Origin of the sequence: Tundrisphaera macrotermitis (assembly GCF_051175315.1) — a bacterium.
GTDB lineage: Bacteria > Planctomycetota > Planctomycetia > Isosphaerales > Isosphaeraceae > Tundrisphaera.
In genome coordinates this window covers 1,435,533-1,452,709 of record NZ_CP195100.1, presented here as the reverse complement: position 1 = coordinate 1,452,709, position 17,177 = coordinate 1,435,533, and the positions used below count along the sequence as shown (strand labels likewise).

General features: G+C 70.2%; 8 protein-coding genes, 1 tRNA gene and 1 pseudogene. 6 read left to right on the top strand and 4 right to left on the bottom strand.

Going from position 1 to position 17,177, the window contains the following annotated elements; translation table 11 throughout:
• Window positions 1–530: 530 nt before the first annotated feature.
• The 5 genes and pseudogenes from TA3x_RS06205 to TA3x_RS06185 form a co-directional block, all read left to right on the top strand.
• Entirely contained in the window at window positions 531–875 is a 345-nt protein-coding gene (locus TA3x_RS06205; RefSeq protein ID WP_435019334.1) for a hypothetical protein, read from the top strand.
• Window positions 872–3,778: a valine--tRNA ligase gene (locus tag TA3x_RS06200; protein ID WP_435019332.1), complete on the top strand. Its 2,907-nt coding sequence runs from the start codon at window positions 872–874 to the stop codon at window positions 3,776–3,778. Before TA3x_RS06205 ends, TA3x_RS06200 begins: the two co-directional genes overlap by 4 nt.
• Before the next feature lie 198 nt (window positions 3,779–3,976).
• A complete protein-coding gene (locus TA3x_RS06195; protein WP_435022301.1) occupies window positions 3,977–4,360 on the top strand; it encodes a bifunctional nuclease family protein in 384 nt (127 codons plus the stop codon).
• Between the two features lie 24 nt (window positions 4,361–4,384).
• Window positions 4,385–4,471: transfer RNA gene (locus TA3x_RS06190), tRNA-Ser, on the top strand.
• 398 nt (window positions 4,472–4,869) lie between these two features.
• Window positions 4,870–5,046 (top strand): annotated as a pseudogene (locus TA3x_RS06185) (histidine kinase); the annotation flags it as partial.
• A gap of 235 nt (window positions 5,047–5,281) precedes the next feature.
• Here the strand turns inward: TA3x_RS06185 and TA3x_RS06180 are convergent.
• Both TA3x_RS06180 and TA3x_RS06175 read right to left on the bottom strand, forming a co-directional pair.
• Complete coding sequence (locus tag TA3x_RS06180; RefSeq protein WP_435019330.1) at window positions 5,282–7,669, bottom strand: sigma-70 family RNA polymerase sigma factor; 2,388 nt, start codon at window positions 7,667–7,669, stop codon at window positions 5,282–5,284.
• A 235-nt stretch (window positions 7,670–7,904) separates the two neighbouring features.
• Entirely contained in the window at window positions 7,905–8,585 is a 681-nt protein-coding gene (locus TA3x_RS06175; protein WP_435019328.1) for a PEP-CTERM sorting domain-containing protein, read from the bottom strand.
• A gap of 75 nt (window positions 8,586–8,660) precedes the next feature.
• Here TA3x_RS06175 and TA3x_RS06170 point away from each other — a divergent pair, with 75 nt between their 5' ends.
• The gene (locus tag TA3x_RS06170) at window positions 8,661–11,285 is read left to right on the top strand and encodes a sigma-70 family RNA polymerase sigma factor (protein ID WP_435019326.1); all 2,625 of its coding nucleotides are present in this window, start codon (window positions 8,661–8,663) and stop codon (window positions 11,283–11,285) included.
• Between the two features lie 525 nt (window positions 11,286–11,810).
• Here the strand turns inward: TA3x_RS06170 and TA3x_RS06165 are convergent.
• Both TA3x_RS06165 and TA3x_RS06160 read right to left on the bottom strand, forming a co-directional pair.
• Window positions 11,811–16,325, bottom strand: coding sequence for a Calx-beta domain-containing protein (locus tag TA3x_RS06165; protein ID WP_435019324.1), 4,515 nt, complete (start codon window positions 16,323–16,325; stop codon window positions 11,811–11,813).
• Between the two features lie 642 nt (window positions 16,326–16,967).
• Window positions 16,968–17,093: a hypothetical protein gene (locus TA3x_RS06160; protein ID WP_435019322.1), complete on the bottom strand. Its 126-nt coding sequence runs from the start codon at window positions 17,091–17,093 to the stop codon at window positions 16,968–16,970.
• Window positions 17,094–17,177: the final 84 nt, after the last annotated feature.

Below are 17,177 nucleotides of genomic sequence, written 5' to 3'. Positions count from 1 at the left end.
CGATCCCGCGGGTGGGACGAGATTGCCAGGCCCGGGACCGACCCCGGTACGGCGCTCGCACTCGGCGTCGGGGCCGTGATGATTGTCCTCGGCTCGGGGGGCCTGGGTTTTCTGGCCTCGGCCGCATGGATGCGGCGAAAGTGGTGGGTCGCCGTCGGCCTGAGCGTGGTCATGTACCTCGGCGGGCCGCTTTTCTTATTCCTCCTGGGATCGTCCCGACTTCGGGTCCCGTTCGGGCCAGGTTTCTAGGCGCGGCCGATTCCACGGATGGTCCGAACGGGCGCCCTCGCATCCTGCTCCGCAGGGATGAGCGGCGACCGGATCGGCGGGATCGATCGCGGGCCTCGATCGCGGTATAACGGCGTTTGTCGATCGGGGGTCCGAGAGTGGAGCTTGACCTGAATCCGTACCGGGCTCCGTCCTCGGCTTTGGGCCATCCCGCCCCGCCCCGGGTCCGGCATTCGCCCTGGGCGCGACTCCGATGGTTGCCGGCCGCCTTTTGCGCCTTCTACGGTCTGCACGGAGTGGTGATGCCGGGCATGATGTTGCTTGCTGTCATCGCGTTCTCGACGATCGCGGACGAGAACGTGCCCGGAATATCCTTCGGGCTCGTGGGATCGCACGCGATGCCGACGTGGATCATGGTGGCGAGCCTCTGCATGATGCTCGCGGCCGGGGTGGTCGGGCTTTCGGCCGCGGTCGCCTGGGCTCGGAGGCAATGGAAGCGTGCCGTGAGACTGATGTTCGTGATGATGTTTTTCTTCTTCCTCGCATGGCTTGGCATCCAACTCGGGCAAGTTGATCCGGCCACCAAGACAACGCCGTCTGCCCGACTGACACGATCCTTCACACATTTATCCCCGGACCAGGCATGAGCATCGCCGAACTCCCCAAGCAGTATGATCCCCAGGATGCCCAGCGTCGGTGGTATGCCTTCTGGCTGGAGAAGGGGTACTTCCACGCCGACCCCTCCAGCGGCAAGCCGGCTTACGCGATCGCGATCCCGCCGCCCAACGTCACCGGGGCGCTGCACCTGGGGCACGCGCTCAACAACACGATCCAGGACATTCTGATCCGCTGGCGGCGGATGCAGGGCTACGAGGCCCTGTGGATGCCCGGCACCGACCACGCCGGGATCGCCACCCAGGCGGTCGTCGAGACCCGCCTGCGCAAGGAAGAAGGCAAGACCCGCCACGACATCGGCCGCGAGTCGCTGGTCGGGCGGATCTGGGCGTGGAAGGACGAGTACGAGGCGCGGATCCTCGGCCAACTGCGGCTGATGGGGTGCTCGTGCGATTGGGACCGCACCCGGTTCACCCTGGACGAGATGTGCGCCCGGGCCGTGCGCGAGACCTTCTTCCGCCTGTTCCGCGCCGGCAAGATCTATCGCGGCAAGAGGCTGGTGAACTGGGACACCCACCTCCGCACCGCCGTGGCCGACGACGAGATCGAATATCAGGAGCAGGTCGGCCAATTGTGGACGATCCGCTACCCGGTCGCCGGGTCGGATGAGTCGCTTCTGGTCGCCACCACCCGCCCGGAGACGATGCTGGGCGACACCGCCGTGGCCGTCCACCCCGACGACCCCCGGTACAAGCACCTGATCGGCCGGCAACTCGCCCTGCCCCTCTCCGATCGGACGATCCCGATCATCGGCGACGCGATCCTGGTCGATCCCAAGTTCGGCACCGGCTGCGTTAAGGTCACGCCGGCCCACGACCCCAACGACTACGCGACCGGCGTCCGCAACGGCCTGCCGATGATCAACCTGCTCAACCCCGACGGCACCTACAACGAGAACGCCGGCGCCTACGCCGGGCTCGACCGCCGCGAGGTCCGCAAGCGCGTCGTCGCCGACCTGGATGCCCAGGGCCTCCTGGCCAAGGTCGAGGCCTACACCAACAAGGTCGGCCTGTCGGACCGTTCCAAGACGCCGATCGAGCCGTACCTGTCCGACCAGTGGTTCGTCCGGATGGAGGACGACGCCGACGGCTCGCCCGGGTTCGCCCAGCAGGCGATGGACGCCGTGACCTCCGGCGCCGTCGCGATCCACCCGGCCCGCTACGGCAAGAGCTACCTCGACTGGCTCGGCGCCAAGCGCGACTGGTGCATCAGCCGCCAGTTGTGGTGGGGCCACCAGATCCCGGTCTGGTCGCGCACCTACCCCGACGCCGACGCCCTCCGCTCGGCCGCCGAGGCCCTCCGGGACGATCCCGCCCTCAAGGCCCCCATCGCCGCCGGCACCCTGTTCGTCGAGACCGCCATCGACGACGAGGCGAAGGAGGCCGAGGCCCGAGGCCCCGAGGCCCTGGCATCGGTCCTGGCCAAGCGTCCCTACGGCTCGATCCACGCCTGCCCCGAGGGGGATGACCCCGAGGTCGTCGCCACCCTGGAGCGGGCCGGCTTCGTCCGCGACGGCGACGTGCTCGACACCTGGTTCAGCTCGGCCCTGTGGCCGCACTCGACCCTGGGCTGGCCCGAGAAGACCGACGAACTGAGCAAGTTCTACCCGACCTCGGTCCTCTCGACGGCCCGCGACATCATCACCCTGTGGGTGGCCCGGATGGTGATCTTCGGCCAGTTCAACCTGGGCGAGGTGCCCTTCCGCGACGTCTTCATCCACCCGGTGATCCAGGACGGCAACGGCAAACGGATGTCGAAGTCGGCGGGCAACGGGGTCGACCCGGTCGACATCATCGACCTGTACGGCGCCGATGCCCTGCGGTTCACCCTGGCCTCGCTGGCCACGGAGACGCAGGATCTCCGGATCCCGGTCGAGGCGACCACCCTGCCCGACGGCCGCAAGGTCAACACGTCGGAAAGGTTCGAGCAGGGCCGGACGTTCCCGAACAAGGTCTGGAACGCCTCCCGGTTCGCCCTGATGAACCTGGAAGGCTTCGAGCCCGCGCCGGTGGCCGCGGCCGACCTCTCCATCGAGGACCGCTGGATCCTCGGCACGCTCGCCCGGGTCGCCGCCGAGACCTCGGCCGACTTCGAGGCGTTCCGGTTCGCCGAGGCGACCAGGAGGCTCCGCGACTTCACCTGGAACGACGTCTGCGACTGCTACGTCGAGATCCTCAAGGGCCGGCTCCGCGACGAGACCACCCGCCCGGCCGCCCAGCGCGTGCTGGCGACGGTGCTGGACGGCCTCTGCCGCCTGCTCCACCCGATCATGCCGTTCCTGACCGAGTCGATCTGGCAGGCCCTCGGCCAGGTCGCACCGGTGCGCGGGCTGCCCGAGCCCGGCCCGGCCGCCGAGAGCGTCTGCATCGCCCCCTGGCCGGAGTACCCGAAGGCCTGGGATGATGCCGAGGCCGAGGGGATCGTGCTCCAGTGGCGCGAGAAGGTCGCCGCGATCCGCAAGCTCCGGGCCGAGAGCAAGGTGCCGGAGAAGGCCAAGATCGCCCCGATCCTGATCGCCGCCGAGCCGGCCGCCTCGACCCTGCGGGCCGGCGAGGCATTCATCCGGGCGCTGACCGACAGCAAGTCCCTGGAGGTCGTGGCCGAGGTCGCCGACCGCCCCAAGGATTGCGCCGTGGCCGTGCTGGGGGACGCCGAGATCCTGCTGCCCCTACTCGGGCTGATCGACAAGGAGGCCGAGACGGCCCGCCTCCGCAAGAGCCTGGCCGATCTCGACAAGCAACTGGCCGCGATCCGGGCGAAGCTGGGCAACGAGGGGTTCGTGGCCAGGGCCCCGGCCGAGGTCGTGGCCCAGCAAAGGCAGAAGGAGGCCGACCTGGCCGCGCAGCGGGCCACCATCGAGGCGCTCCTCCCCTGAGGGACGACCGGGCCCCGACAATCGGCGTCGATGGACCGCGAGAACCGTCGCGGTTCATTGACGACCCCATGCGCCTGGCTTATCATCGAACCGGTGAAGTCGATGGGCGTGGTCCCGCCAGGCGACGAGGTTCGGGGATTCCGACCCGGCGGGCACCTGGCGTCGGCGCGGAAGGGGGCGACCGACGTGGCCGTGCAGATGGAACTCAGGCGGATCATCATCAGCGAGAACAATGAGCAGCAGATCATCTATCTCAAGGAGGTCGACGGCGAGCGCAACTTCCCGATCGTCATCGGCATCTTCGAGGCGACCAGCATCGATCGTCGCGTGAAGGGGATCCCCGCCCCGCGTCCCCTGACCCACGACCTGCTGGCCAGCACCATCGAGCTGCTCGGGGGCGAGCTCCAGGATATCTTCATCAGCGAATTGCGCGACCATACCTACTATGCCAAGCTGCGCATCCGCCACGAGGGGGAGCTGATCGAGGTCGACTCCCGCCCGAGCGATGCCATCGCCGTCGCCGTCACCGTCGATGTGCCGATCTTCGTGGCCGAGGACGTCCTCAACGAGGTCGGCCACTAACCGTCGTCCGTGTTCTCCGCTTCCGGAGGGGTGCCAGAGTGGCCGATTGGGACGGTCTTGAAAACCGTAGGGTCCTCACGGATCCCGGGGGTTCGAATCCCTCCCCCTCCGCTCCCGACAACAACCGCATGGGGCCGACCAGGCCCGCCCCGGGCCTTTGAAGGCAACGACTTGCGTCCTGCCTCGGTCGCCCCGCGTGCGGCCCCTGCCGCATCCATGATCCCGACCGGAGCCGACCCTGCCCTTCCCCGGCGAAGGGCAACGCCGACCCCATGCGGCAGGCCGGCGGTCGCCCCCCGGGCCGAGGGCGACACGATCGACCCGGCCGATCTCGTCGGCCGGGGGTCGCTAGCCTGCGAGCGGCAGCCCGGATGCGAACGCCGAGTTCGCGACGACGCCCGTCGCCCCGGAGATCGGCCGGGATCGGTGCGCCGAGAGCGGCGGATCCGGGCTCGCGATCATGAGGGGCGGCGTCGGCGGGCGGTTTCGGGGAGGACGAGCGCAAGCGGATCTTGCGCGAGCTTCACGACTGGATCGGCCAGCTCATGGCCGGCCTCACCCTGGCCATCAAGGCCGTCGCGACTTCGGGCCATCTCCCGCCCCCGACGACGGCCCGGCTGGCCGAGGCGCAACGGATCGCCGACGAACTGGGGCGGGAGGAGCACGGCCTGGCCGTCCGGCTCCGCCCGACCTCGCTGGACGACTTCGGCCTCTGGCCCGCCCTCGAACAGGGATCGATGATCGAAGGGTCATGGGGAAGACCCGGGAGAAGCCGGGCCGCTCGGCCGGCCTTCGACTCCTTCGCCGGGCCCATCCCCCACGATCTTCCAGGGCCCGGGAACCGATACGGATCGGCGTGCCGGTTCGTGGGCGGGAGGCCCGATCAGCCGGCATCGTCGCCGCCCGCCCGTCCCGTGGGGTTCAATCTCGGGATGCGGGCGCGGTCGGGCCCCGGAACGCCGCGAGGATCCGGGCCCGGCGTCGGGCTTGCGGCGAGGCGATCCGACCGATCGTCGAAAGCGCACCGGATTCATCCCCCATGATGGCACGGTCCAGGGCGAGCTGGGCCAGGCCCTCGTCCCGGAGGTCGCCCGGCGGAAGCACCTCGATTTCCCCCAGCGCGGCGTCGGGGTCGCCCATGCGGGCCAGGATCCTCGCGACATCCGCCGTGGCCCGCACGGTCCGGTCGAATCGCGGATCGGATGGCTTGTCCCCGGGTCCTCGCTCCCGCGCCAGGCGTAAAATCGCCCGGGTGCACTCGAGTTCCCGGCGCAAAGCGTCTCGCACCCCGGCCTCGTCGCCCGCCCTGCGCCGCTCGGACTCGATGATCGGCAGCACTTCCATCTCTTCGAACGGCAGGCGGCCCGACGATTCCCGCAGGGCCCCGTCGGCGTCGCCGTTCTTCGCCAGGAAGATGCAAGCCAGGGCGCGAGGGTGGGGCTTGTATTGATCCCCCGTGATCTTGCCGACGATGGCGATCGCCTCGCGGGCCGATGCCTGGGCGCCCGCCCGATCGCCCGCCTTGGCCTGGCCCTCGGCGATCGCGACGAAGGCGAGGGCCTGGTTGAACAGCATCGGGTCCCTCCGGCGGCTTACGACCGACGCCCCGAGGTCCATGGCCCGGGCCGTGGCGATGGCCCGGTCGAACCACCCCAGCCTCGCCTCCGCCCTGAGGATGGCCTCTAGGTCATGGGCCCACGAGTTGGGGGTGGTCTCGGCGAAGGCATGGACGGCGGCCTCCGCCTCGGCCAACGCCGGGCCGGCCACCTCCTGGTCCTTCGCCTGAAGCTGGCCGACGATCGCGAGGGCCGCGGCTCGCCGTTCCCTGACCCTGCCGGGGCCCTGGAAATCCGGACGTTCCTGCACGGCACGCGTCGCGCCGGCGATGTCGCCCGACATGGCCTGGGTGATGACCGCCACGATCGCGGGGGCCCGATCCGGCTGTGGCCCGGCACGCATCAGATACCGGCGATAGGTCTCGATCATCTCGCCGGCGAAGGCCCGGCCCTCGGCTTCCAGTTGGATCTCGGGGAGGTTGGCCCAGTTCTGGGATTGGTGCTCCTCATCCTCCGCGAGGACGGCGCGGAGGGCCTCGCCGAACGCATGGCGGGCCTCCGGGCGATGCCCCGCCTCGGCCATCGCCCGGGCCACCATGATGGCGGGGTGTGGGAGCATATACGGGGCGTTGGGCGGGATGGCCATCGCGGCGTCGAGGGCCTGGCGCAGGGTGTCGAGCCCGGCCTCGCGCAGGCCACGTTCGCCCATCCGGATGCCGAGGCGGCGCAACTCATCGGCCCGCTCCGACGGGTCCTCGATCCCCCTGGCGTCCTCCAGCGCGAGACGGGACAGCTCGCCGAGGGGCGGCGGGGCGACGGCGAGGACCTCGGCCTGGCCGCGAACCGTCTGGGGGGCGGCATCTCCGGCTTCGATCCCGGATGGGAGGGCCAGCGCCCGCACGCCGCCCAGGGAGAGCAGGCCGGTCGCGGCAATCGCGCCGATGAGCTTGAGCTTCGAGATCATCATCGTTTTCAATGTCCCCTTCGCCAGTGCGGTGGCCGAGGCGGAGGCGAACGCGACCTCGGTCGCACACCTCCCCGAATCACCCAGGGCCGCATGCGTCGTCGCGGCGATGATGGCCGGAGGGAGGGCCGGGCCCGGCGTGCCGATCCAGGCCGACAAGGCGGCGGGCGGGGCGAGCCCTCGGCGTGCCAGCCCCGCCCGGAGCCGCTCGCGGGCCCTCGACAGCCGGGAGAGGACGGTGCCCCGCGGGCAGCCGATCCTCGCGGCCGCCGCCTCGGCGGTCAGGCCCTCCAGGTAGCAGAGGACGACCGGCTCGCGGTATCGGCCCGGCAGCCGTTCGATCTCCTCGTGGAGGCCGTCCCAGGGCTCCGCCGCAAAGTCTTCGGGCCTCGCGTCGAGGGCCCGGGAGGCCGCGGCTCGCCGCTCGATCAGCCGCCGTCGGGCCGCATCCACCCTCCCCCGCCCCGCGACGCGGATGGCGACCCCGTGCAGCCAGCCCGCCAGCGACTCGCCGTCGCGGATCGAGCCGGCCTTCCTCGCCAGGATCAGGAAGGTGGCCTGGAAGGCGTCCTGCGCGTCGTGGGGGTCGCCGGTCGCCCGGCGGCAGGCGCGGAGCACCATCGGCCCGTGGCGGGCCACCAGGGCGTCGAACGCCGCCCGCGCGGCCTCGTCGGTCGAGCCGAGGAACCGCCGGAGCAATTGCCCGTCGGAGAGGCCGCCCGCACCGCCCAGGGCGAAGGCCGCCCGGAGCTGAGTCTGGACGTCCGAGCCAGCCGATCCGCCCGCCATCGATCCTCCCTTCCCGTTGAGCCGACGATCATTGTGCGAGGAAGGGCCTCGACGATTCCGACTTTTTCCCCCGGAGGCGTCATTTTTCGGCGGGCGGCGTCGCCGTCCGGGCACGATCCGACATGCGGTTCGACGCCCGCCCGCGAATCGGCCCTCTTCGAAACGCGACGACGCCCGCTCCCCGTCGCCGGGGAGGCGAGCGTCGCCCATCCGCATGACATGCCATCCGGCCCGATCAGCGGCCCGAGACGCGTGCGCGGCGTCGGGCGATCAGCGCCCCGATCCCGACCAGGCCCCAGGCGGCGAGCGTCGCGGGCTCCGGGGTGACCTGCACGAAGATCTCGCCGGAGTAGAACGGCCGCTGCTCGTAGGGGATCGCCGAGCCCGGGGGGTTCTGGACCCACCAGCTATCGGTCGGGATCATGAGCAGCTGGGGCGGCGGGAGCTTGATGTCCGCGGGCGAGACAGGGAAGGAGTCCTGATAGCGGGCATCGAGCATCAAGGGCAAGACCCCCCCGAATCCGACCGAGTCGAAGACGGCGGACAACGAGACGGGGTGCGTCCCGTTCCCGGGTGCGCCCTGGAAATGCCCCCGAATGACGACCTGGCTCTGCACACGGGTCGGGATGCCGTCGGGGCCCGACGGCGGGATGGTCCGGGCGAAGTCGGGCGCATCCAGCTGGATGGCGAACTCGACCCCGTCGAGCGAGTCGGGCGATTTCGCATCGGGGACGGGGATCACGAATCGTCCCAGCGAGAAGGACGAGCCGGGCTCGAAGGTGCCGGTCGTGCCCTCGAAGCCCAGGTAGGGGACGAGGCTATGCTCGGTCGAGTACCGGATCGGCTCGGCGGAGGCGGTGCCGGCGAGCAGGGCGACGAGGATCGGGGCGAAGCACGGGACGGACTTGCGCCGCATTGTCGGGCATCCTTGCCTGGGGGGAGGATCGACCGGGCCTTCCACGGCCCATCGAGTCCCGCAGGATAACCGAAGGTGTCTCGATCTGACAGGGGAAACCGATGGCCTTCGAAGTGCCAAGACGCTTCGATCCCCGGCGATGAGGAGGCGGGCGGCGCCGCTGCTCGTCCGCGCCGATCCCCGCCGCGAAACTTTCCGGAGAAAATCGGAACGGTCCTGCCGCCCCAATACACTACTGTCGATGACCAGGCCTCAGGGGGAGACGAGGTGCAGACGAATCGACGCCAAGGCGGGCCAGCCCTGCTCGGGATGGTCCTGGAGCGCGGGACGCTCGCGGGGCTCTCCGAAGTCGACTTGTTGCGACGGTTCACCGACGGTGCCGGCGCCGACGCCGAGTTGGCCTTCGAGTCGCTGGTGCGGCTCCACGGGCCGATGGTGATGAGGGTCTGCCGCTCGATCCTGGCCGACCACCACGACGCGCAGGACGCCTATCAGGCGACCTTCCTGATCCTGGCACGCCGGGCCGGCTCGATCCGCAAGGCCGGCTCGCTGGCCCCCTGGCTCCACGGGGTGGCATTGCGCGTCTCCCGGGCAGCCCGCGCGGATTCGGCCCGGAGGCGGGCCCACGAGCGGCGGGCCGCCTCCCTGGTCCCAGACTCGGTCGAGGGGGATCCGGATCAGGAGTCGGCCGCCCTGGTCCACGAGGGCCTGGGGCGGCTCCCCGACCGCTATCGCACGCCGATGATCCTCTGCGACCTTGAAGGACTGACCCATGACGCGGTCGCGGCTCGGCTGGGCTGGCCGGTCGGCACGGTCAAGAGCCGCCTATCGAGGGGCCGTCTGCGATTGAGGGGCTACCTCGCCCGCCGTGGGCTCGCGCCCGGAGGCCAATCCTCCGCGTGGCTGCTGGCGGCAGGAGGCGGGGCCGGTGCGCCGGTCGCTGCAGCCTCCTCATATTCCCCCGCGTCCCTGTTCGGATCCTCGACGTCGGCGGAGGTTCCCGTCCGCGTCGCCCTACTCATGAGAAAGGCTCTCCGCGACATGGCTGTACCCAAGCTGGCCATCCTGTCCGGGCTCATCCTCGCGGGTGGGCTCGCGACCCGTGGGGCGATCTACGCCGGGCCAATGCCGGGGGCGGGGCCCTTGCCCGAGGATCCATCCGCCGCCTCACCTCTCGAACCGGACCCTTCGCTCTCCAAGGATCTCGCCGGGGGAACGTCCGAGGGCGTCCTCCCCCCGGCCCTGGCCCGCCCACGCCCGTTGGAGACTGCCGTTAGGCTCAATATCCAGCGGGACGTCCGGCAGATGAAGGTAGTGATCGCCTCCGGGGTGATCGTCCGGAGCGATGCAGAGACGGCCCTGATCGTCACCGCCGCCCATTGTTTCCGGGACTTCGAAACCGTGGCGGACGGTGTCCCGAGAGCGATCCGCGTCGAGAGGCTCCAGGGGACGTTCGCGGGGAAGACCCTGGACGAGGTGCAGTCGAGCGTCATCCATGACGGGGAACTTGTCGGAATCCGCCGCGAGGACGACGTGGCCTTGGTGCGGATCCGGCCAGGGCGGCCTCTCCCGGCATCTCCGGTCGCCGGGGCCGAGAACCCGGTCGTCATCGGCCAGGAACTTATCAGCGTCGGCTGCTCGGAGGGTAGGGACGCATCGGCCTGGTCGACTACGGTGCTCGATCCGATCAGCCGCCTGGCGAATGACGGCGGCCTGATGGAGGCCATCGAGTGCCGCTTCGCCTCGAAGCTGGGCCGGTCCGGAGGTGGGCTGTTCAGCCTCGACAATGAATTGGTCGGGATGAGCTGCTATGCCGATCCGATGCGGGATCGAGGCCTGTACGCATCGGCCGCATCCATCCGCCGCCTGATAGCAGAATACGACGAGGGGCTACGGATGCCGCCCGATGGGGGGATCGGGCGAGATTCCAGGCAAGAGGGCATCGTTCGCCCCGAGCTGGCGGTCAAGTTGACCGGCCATGACGTCCTGCATCCCGGCCAACGCGAGGAATATCGACTTTCTATCGCCAACACGGGCCAGGCGGCGGCCAAAGGTGTGAACATCCGCATCAACCTGCCTAAGCGTGGCGGACGCCTGATCCGGATCAACGACAGCTCGGTGACCTTCGAAAAACGATCGCGGCAGTTGTCGTGGAAGTTGGATCAACTCGACCCAGGCCGGTCCTCGGAGGTGAGCTTCGTCTATCTCATGGGCGATCCGGGCCTCTACCGGGCGACCGCCGAGGCGACCGCCGGCGATGTTCGGGCCGTTGCATCGCACCAGACCGATGTGGTCTCCGGGGGGGCCAGGCTCAACCTCGACGCCTTCCCATCGGCGCCGACGATCGGCGTCGGAGGGACGCATTCTTATCACATCACCGTCACGAATGTCGGCGGGAAGGACGTCGGCCGGGTCATCCTCCGCGGCAAGCTGTCCAAAAACCTCAGGATCGTCCGGCATCGTGGCGGGGTCGGGGATGCATTCCGGTTCGACGATGAGACCGGCGAATTCATCCTGGCCCAGATCGACCGCCTGCCGATCGGCCAGGATGTCAGGTTGGGGCTGGATTTGCAGGGGGTCGAGGCCGGGCCCGGGAGTTGCCGGCTCGCACTGATCCCGTTATTTGAAAGCGATGATGCCGCCCGGGCCGATGCCGTGATCCCGACGGAGGTGGGGGGCGGCCAACCAAGCCCGAGGTGAAGTGACGCCCTCAACGGCCCGCGAGAGGCCCCCAGGATGCCCTCCGGGCCGAGGCCGCCGAGGTCGACGCGTCGGTCAAGCGGACCGGCGACCGGATCGAGGCCGAGGAGCGGGCCGCATCCGAGAAGTTGGCCAAGGCCCGAGATGCCTGGCAGGCGAAGGAGGTCGTGCGGATCCGGGCCGCATCGCATGCCAGGCTGGACGCCGCATGGAGCATGCGTCCGGTGCCGGCCGATCAGACGATCGCCGGCCCCGGGCCGATCGGGGAAACGACGCACGAGGGCAGGCTCGGCATCTTGGAGCGGGGCACGAAGGCGGATTGCACGGCCCTGCCCCCTCCTCTCCGGCGACGCTCGGGCTTTGCATCCGAGGTCGTGGCCGATCCTCCGGATGGCGGCGAGGGCCCGCCGCCGCCGCCCCCGCCATCCGGTCGCACGGGTCCAGGAGCGATCCCTCAGGCATCCCCTGAGGCGATGCGTTGCCCGGAATCGTACGCTCCCTCGGTTGTGGCTTTCGACCGTGAGGTCATCGGGCTCGGATCGCGGCGGCCTGGATGACCGCCTTCTTCCTGGAGATCACGGCCACCAGGTCTCCGCCGGCGATGCCGTTGCGGTCGGCGTCCACGGCGCGGCCGAGCGGGTCGCGCAGGCCGTCGCCGACCACCGTGAGCCGGATCGGGGCGCCGGTCAGCGGGGCGTTCTTCCGCGTCCGGATGGTCACCGTCCTGGCGACCGGGTCGTAGGCGACCGAGGCCGGCGTGGTCACCTTGTCGTCCTTGGTGCCGAGCTTCCTGTCCTTGCCCGCCGTGACCAGCCGGTAATTGCCGGGGTTGGCGGCCGACGCGGCGTCGATCGCACCGCCGAAACGGACCACGATCGCCTGGGACTTCGACTTCTTGACCTTGATCGTGGCGATGGCCACGTCGGCGACCGCCACCACCGGGGCCGTGACCACCGGGGCCGAGACCAGGTTCGTCAGGGCGAGCGGGGCGACCGACAGGCCGTTGTAGCCGGGATCCGCGCCATTGGCCGATGCCGAGAGGGCGTAGGGGATCGTCCCGGCCGCGCCGCCGCTACGGCCCACGACCACCGCCGCCTGGGGCGCGTCCCAGTTGTCGGGGGTGAAGACCAGTTGCGGGGTGGTGACCACCCCTTGCGCCGCGTCGGTCGTGGCCAGGTTGACGACGACCGGCGACGAGGGCCGCGAGGCGAGCCGGACGGCGAACGTCGCGGTTCCCCCCTCCGAGGTCGTCTGCGAGGGCGAGGTCGGCTCGATCACCACTCCGGCGGTGTCATCGTCGGCGTTGACGGCCGAGACCGCCGGGCCGAGCAGGCCGTTGTACGCCGGGTCCGTCGAGATCGCCGGGCCGAGCAGGATCGCGTAGGCCGCCGCGCCGTCGGCGGAGCGGTCGTCCACGCCGGCCACGGTGACCACCTGCGGGTTGGACCAGTTGTCGGGGGTGAAGACCAGGCTCGACGGGCCGGAGGCCCCCTCGGCCGGGTTGCTCGACGCGATCGGGACCGTCACGTTGCCCGATGGGCGGCTCGACAGGACGACCTGGAAGCTGGCCTGGCCGCCGGCCTCGGTGGTCGCCAGCCCCCCGGCCGTGGAGGTGCGGATCGCGGCGGCGTCGTCGTCCAGGTTGACGAGGTCGACGTCGGCCGGGTCGATCCCGTTGTAGTTCGGGTCGGCGCTGGAGGCGGCGCCGGTCACGATCCGGAACAGGGCCGGGCCGTCGACCGCGGAGTCGTCCACGCCGGTCAGGGTGACCACCTGGGGGATGTTCCAGTTGGCCGGGGTGAAGGTGAGTGCCGAGCGATCGACCACCCCCTCGGCGGTGTTGGACGAGGCGAGGCTGAAAGTGACGTCGGCGGAGGGGCGGGTCCGGAGCCGGAAGCTCAGGGACGCGGTGTTGCCCGACTCGGTCGTCGCGTTCCCGCCCGGGGTGGACACCAGGACCCCGGCGCGGTCGCCGTCGGCCGAGTTCACGGCGACGTCGGCCGGGTCGAGCCCGGAGTAGTGGGGGTCGGCGCTCGCGGCGATGCCGAGCAGGATCGACGCCGACTGGTCGCCGTCGATCGCCTCGTCGCGGACCCCGGCGACCGTGACCGCCTGCGGCACGTTCCAGTTGCTCGGCGTGAAGGCGAGGACGGCGGGCGAGGCGGCGACCTCGCCCGGGCGGCTCGACGCGATCGGCACGAACACCGGCGCGGTCGGCCGGGAGGCGAGGCGGACGGCGAACGAGGCGGTCGCCCCCTGGTCGTTGACCTGGAGGGGGCCGTTGCCGGCCGCGATCACGAACCCGGCCGCGTCGTCGTCCGCGTTGACCACCGTGACGTCGGGCACGGCGATCCCGGTGTAGATCGGGTCGGTGCCGAGGGCGGTGGTGACGATCGTGTAGGCCACGTCGCCGTCGACCTCGGGGTCGTCCGCCCCCCGGACGGTGACGATCTGAGGCTGCGACCAGTTCGCCGGGGTGAACGTGACCGAGGCGATCGTGGGAGCCCCTTCGGTCGCGTCAGCCGTGGCGAAGGCGATCACGACGGTGCCGACCGGCCGGGTCGCCAGGCGGACGGCGAACGTGGCGGTGCCGCCGCCCTCGGTCGTCCGCAGGCCCGAGGTCGGCGACACCAGGACGGCGGCGGTATCGTCGTCGAGGTTGGCCACCGCCACGTCGGGGGCCGCCAGGCCGGAGTAATTGGCGTCGCCGCTGATGGCGGCCGAGGTCACGATCGTGTAGCCGACGCTGCCGTCGTCCACCGGGTCGTCCAGGCCGGTGACGGTCACGGTTTGCGGCGTGTCCCAGTCGGCCGGGGTGAAGGTGAGGGTCGGGCGGTCGATCGTCCCCTCGGCGGTGTTGGACGAGGCCAGCGAGATCGTCACGTCGGCGGTGGGCCGGCTGGCGAGCCGGACCGAGAAGGTGGCCTGGCCGCCCGACTCGGACGTGACGAGGCCTGAGGCGGGCGTGACCACGAACCCGGCGATGTCGTCGTCGAGGATGGTGAGGGTGGCCGAGGACGGCTTGCCGAGCGACGCGCCGGTGGGGGCGGACAGGGTCAGGATGATGGTCTCGGACGGCTCGGCCGCGGGGTCGTCGAGGATCGGGACGACGAACGTCTTGATGGTCTCGCCATCCAGGAAGGTGAGGACGCCCGAGGCCGGGGCGTAGTCCGACCCGGCGGAGGCGGTGCCGCCGCCGGTGGCATACGCGATGGTGGCGGTGCCGGCCGAACTGCCGGTCCGCTGGACGGTGATCGTGGCCGAGCCGGCGGCCTCGCCGACGCTGGCCGTGGCCGAGGCGAACCGGAACGAGCTGAACGGCGGCGGTGCCACCGGGGCGACCGCCGAGAACTCGGAGGTGTTGCCCACCTGCGAGATCAACTCGTTGTTGACCGTGACGTTGGGGGCCGAGATCACGGTGGCGGTGGCCGCCACGAAGTTGACGATGGCGAAGGGGCGCGCCCCCAGGAAGGCGAACGAGGCGTTGCCCGAGGCGTCGGTGGCGACGTCGATCGAGCCCAGGTAGGTGCGGCCCTCGCCGTAGCCGGTGTTGTCGGGGGTGTCGCCGCCGAAGAACTCGATCCGGTAGGTCGAGTTGGCGCCGCTCGCCAGGGTGCCGGCGATCGACAGGTTGTCCTCCGAGTCCAGCCCGGCCGACGCGATCACCGGGAAGCTCTGGAGCAGGTTGGCGCCCGTGGTGTGCGGGCTGCCGGCGGTGTTCGGCGTGACCCCATCGTCGTTCAGGTCGATGCCGAGTCCGGCGCCCGAGCCGGTGCCGGACCCGTTGTTGGCGAAGATCGAGTTGCCCGAGATCCGGACCCGGAGGCTGCCGCTCGACAGGGCGATCCCCTTGCGGCTGTTGTAGGCGATGGTGTTCCCCTCGCCGGGCCCGGTGCCGCCGATCGTCAGGTCCTTGCCCCCGAACCCGGTGCCGATGCCGTTGCCCTGGTTGGGCAACGGCAGCAGGCCGGAGATGTCGGTGCCGATCCTGTTGCCCCGGACCACGTGGAAATCGTCGCTGAGCGTCAGGCCGTTGTCGCGGTTCCCCGAGATCACGTTGTTGATGATGGTGATCCGATCGGGCCCGAAGGCGTCCACGCCCTTGCCGTTGTTGGGGACCGAGGCCCTGCCGGTGGCGTCGGTGCCGATGAAATTGCCCCGGATCTGGTTGTCGGTCGAGTCGTCGCCGAAGAACTTGATCCCGCTGCTGCCGTTGCCCGAAATCACGTTGGAGGCGCTGGTGTTGCCGGGGTCGGAGGCGGTGGCGCCGACCGTGTTGAACGTGGCCGGCCCGAAGAAGTCGACCCCGGCGCCGTTGTTGCCGACCGCCGCCGATCCGGTGGCATCGGTGCCGATGTAGTTGCCCTGGATCACGTTGGAGGTGGCGACCTGGAACAGGAACTGGATCCCGGCGCCGTCGTTGCCCGAGATCACGTTGCGGTTGGGGTTGCCGGGGGGGCCGGTTTGGGCGGTCCCGCCGATCGTGTTCTGCGACGCGGTCCCCATGAAGATGCCGTTCTTGCCGTTGCCCCGGTCGATCGAGCCGGTCGGGTCGGTGCCGATATAATTGCCGATGATCCGGTTGAAGTTGCTCGGCGACTTGTTGGTCGGGCCGATCGAGATCCCGTTGGAGCGGAACCGGTTGATCACCAGCCCCCGGATCGTGCAGTTGCTCGCCTGGAGCACCAGCCCGGAAACGTCGCCGGTGCCGGCGTTGCTGCCATCCAGCTCGATGATCGGCGTCCCGTTGAACCCCGGCTGCGTCGTCCCGTCGATCGAGACGGCCATCGTGATCGCCGGCAAGGCGGTGGCCGGCGAGATCGTCTGCAACCCGGAGCCGATCGCGAAGCTGATCGTGTTCGGCCCGGCCGTCGCGTTCGAACTGAGGATCGCCTGCCGCAGCGACCCGGCCCCGGAGTCGGCGGTGTTCGTCACCGTGAACGCCGCCAGGAGCTGGCGAGGCTCCAGGCATTCCGGGGCGAAGGCCCGACGACGGGCGGGACGGGGCGGGCGACGGCTCGACGCAAAACGGTTCGACATCGCCGACGGCTCCGGGATCGCGGGGGCGGGGGGAGGCAAGCGCGAAAAAACAGATTTGTAAACCTATCAGGGCGCGCCGGCGCCGGCAAGGATGGCCGCACTCGTTTATTCGACTGATGCAGAAAACCGTCAACAGGCGCTCGGGTCGACCATCCCACGGCGATGCCGTGCCCCCACATTCGATGTCCCAGCCCCGCCCCCTCGTGCTCGACCTCGCACCGGCGGATCCGGGCCTCATCGCCTCCTGACCGCCTCGGCGGCTCGGGCCTTCTTCCCGATTCGCCGGATCCGATCCCTCGGAACGCGGCGTCGCCGAGACCCGGGTCGGCCTGTTGGAAACTGTGCTTCAACGTCGGGGGCGTCCGGACGTCCGACGAGTGAAACCCGACGATCAAATCCATCTCATGGAAACGGTTCGCGAGAGCATGTCGTAATCGCGGGCATTTCCAAGGGAAGCAAGATGAGAAGCGATGGAAGGGGGCAGCCGTCCGGATTCCGCGAGCCTCGACGGAGAAGATGAACATGGGCTCGGTTGGAACGATTCGCGATGGGTGGACCCCGTCCTGCCCGTCGTTCGGTCTTCCGATCCAGGGATGACAGCCTCCCAGATCTCGCCGATCCTCGATCGGTCCGCCGAGGGCATCACCCCCCTGCCCCGTGCGGCTGGTCCTGGCGAGACCCGGCCAGGGCCAGGACGGCCGCCATCGCCTCCTCGTTGAGCATCGGCCGGGCGGCGACCTCGGCGAGGTCGGAGGGGACGAAGGGCACGGGAAGGAAGGGATGAATGCTTGGCGATGGCCGAACGTTCTGTTAGGCTGCCCACGGTTACAGCCGAAGTGGGATGGTCTTGAA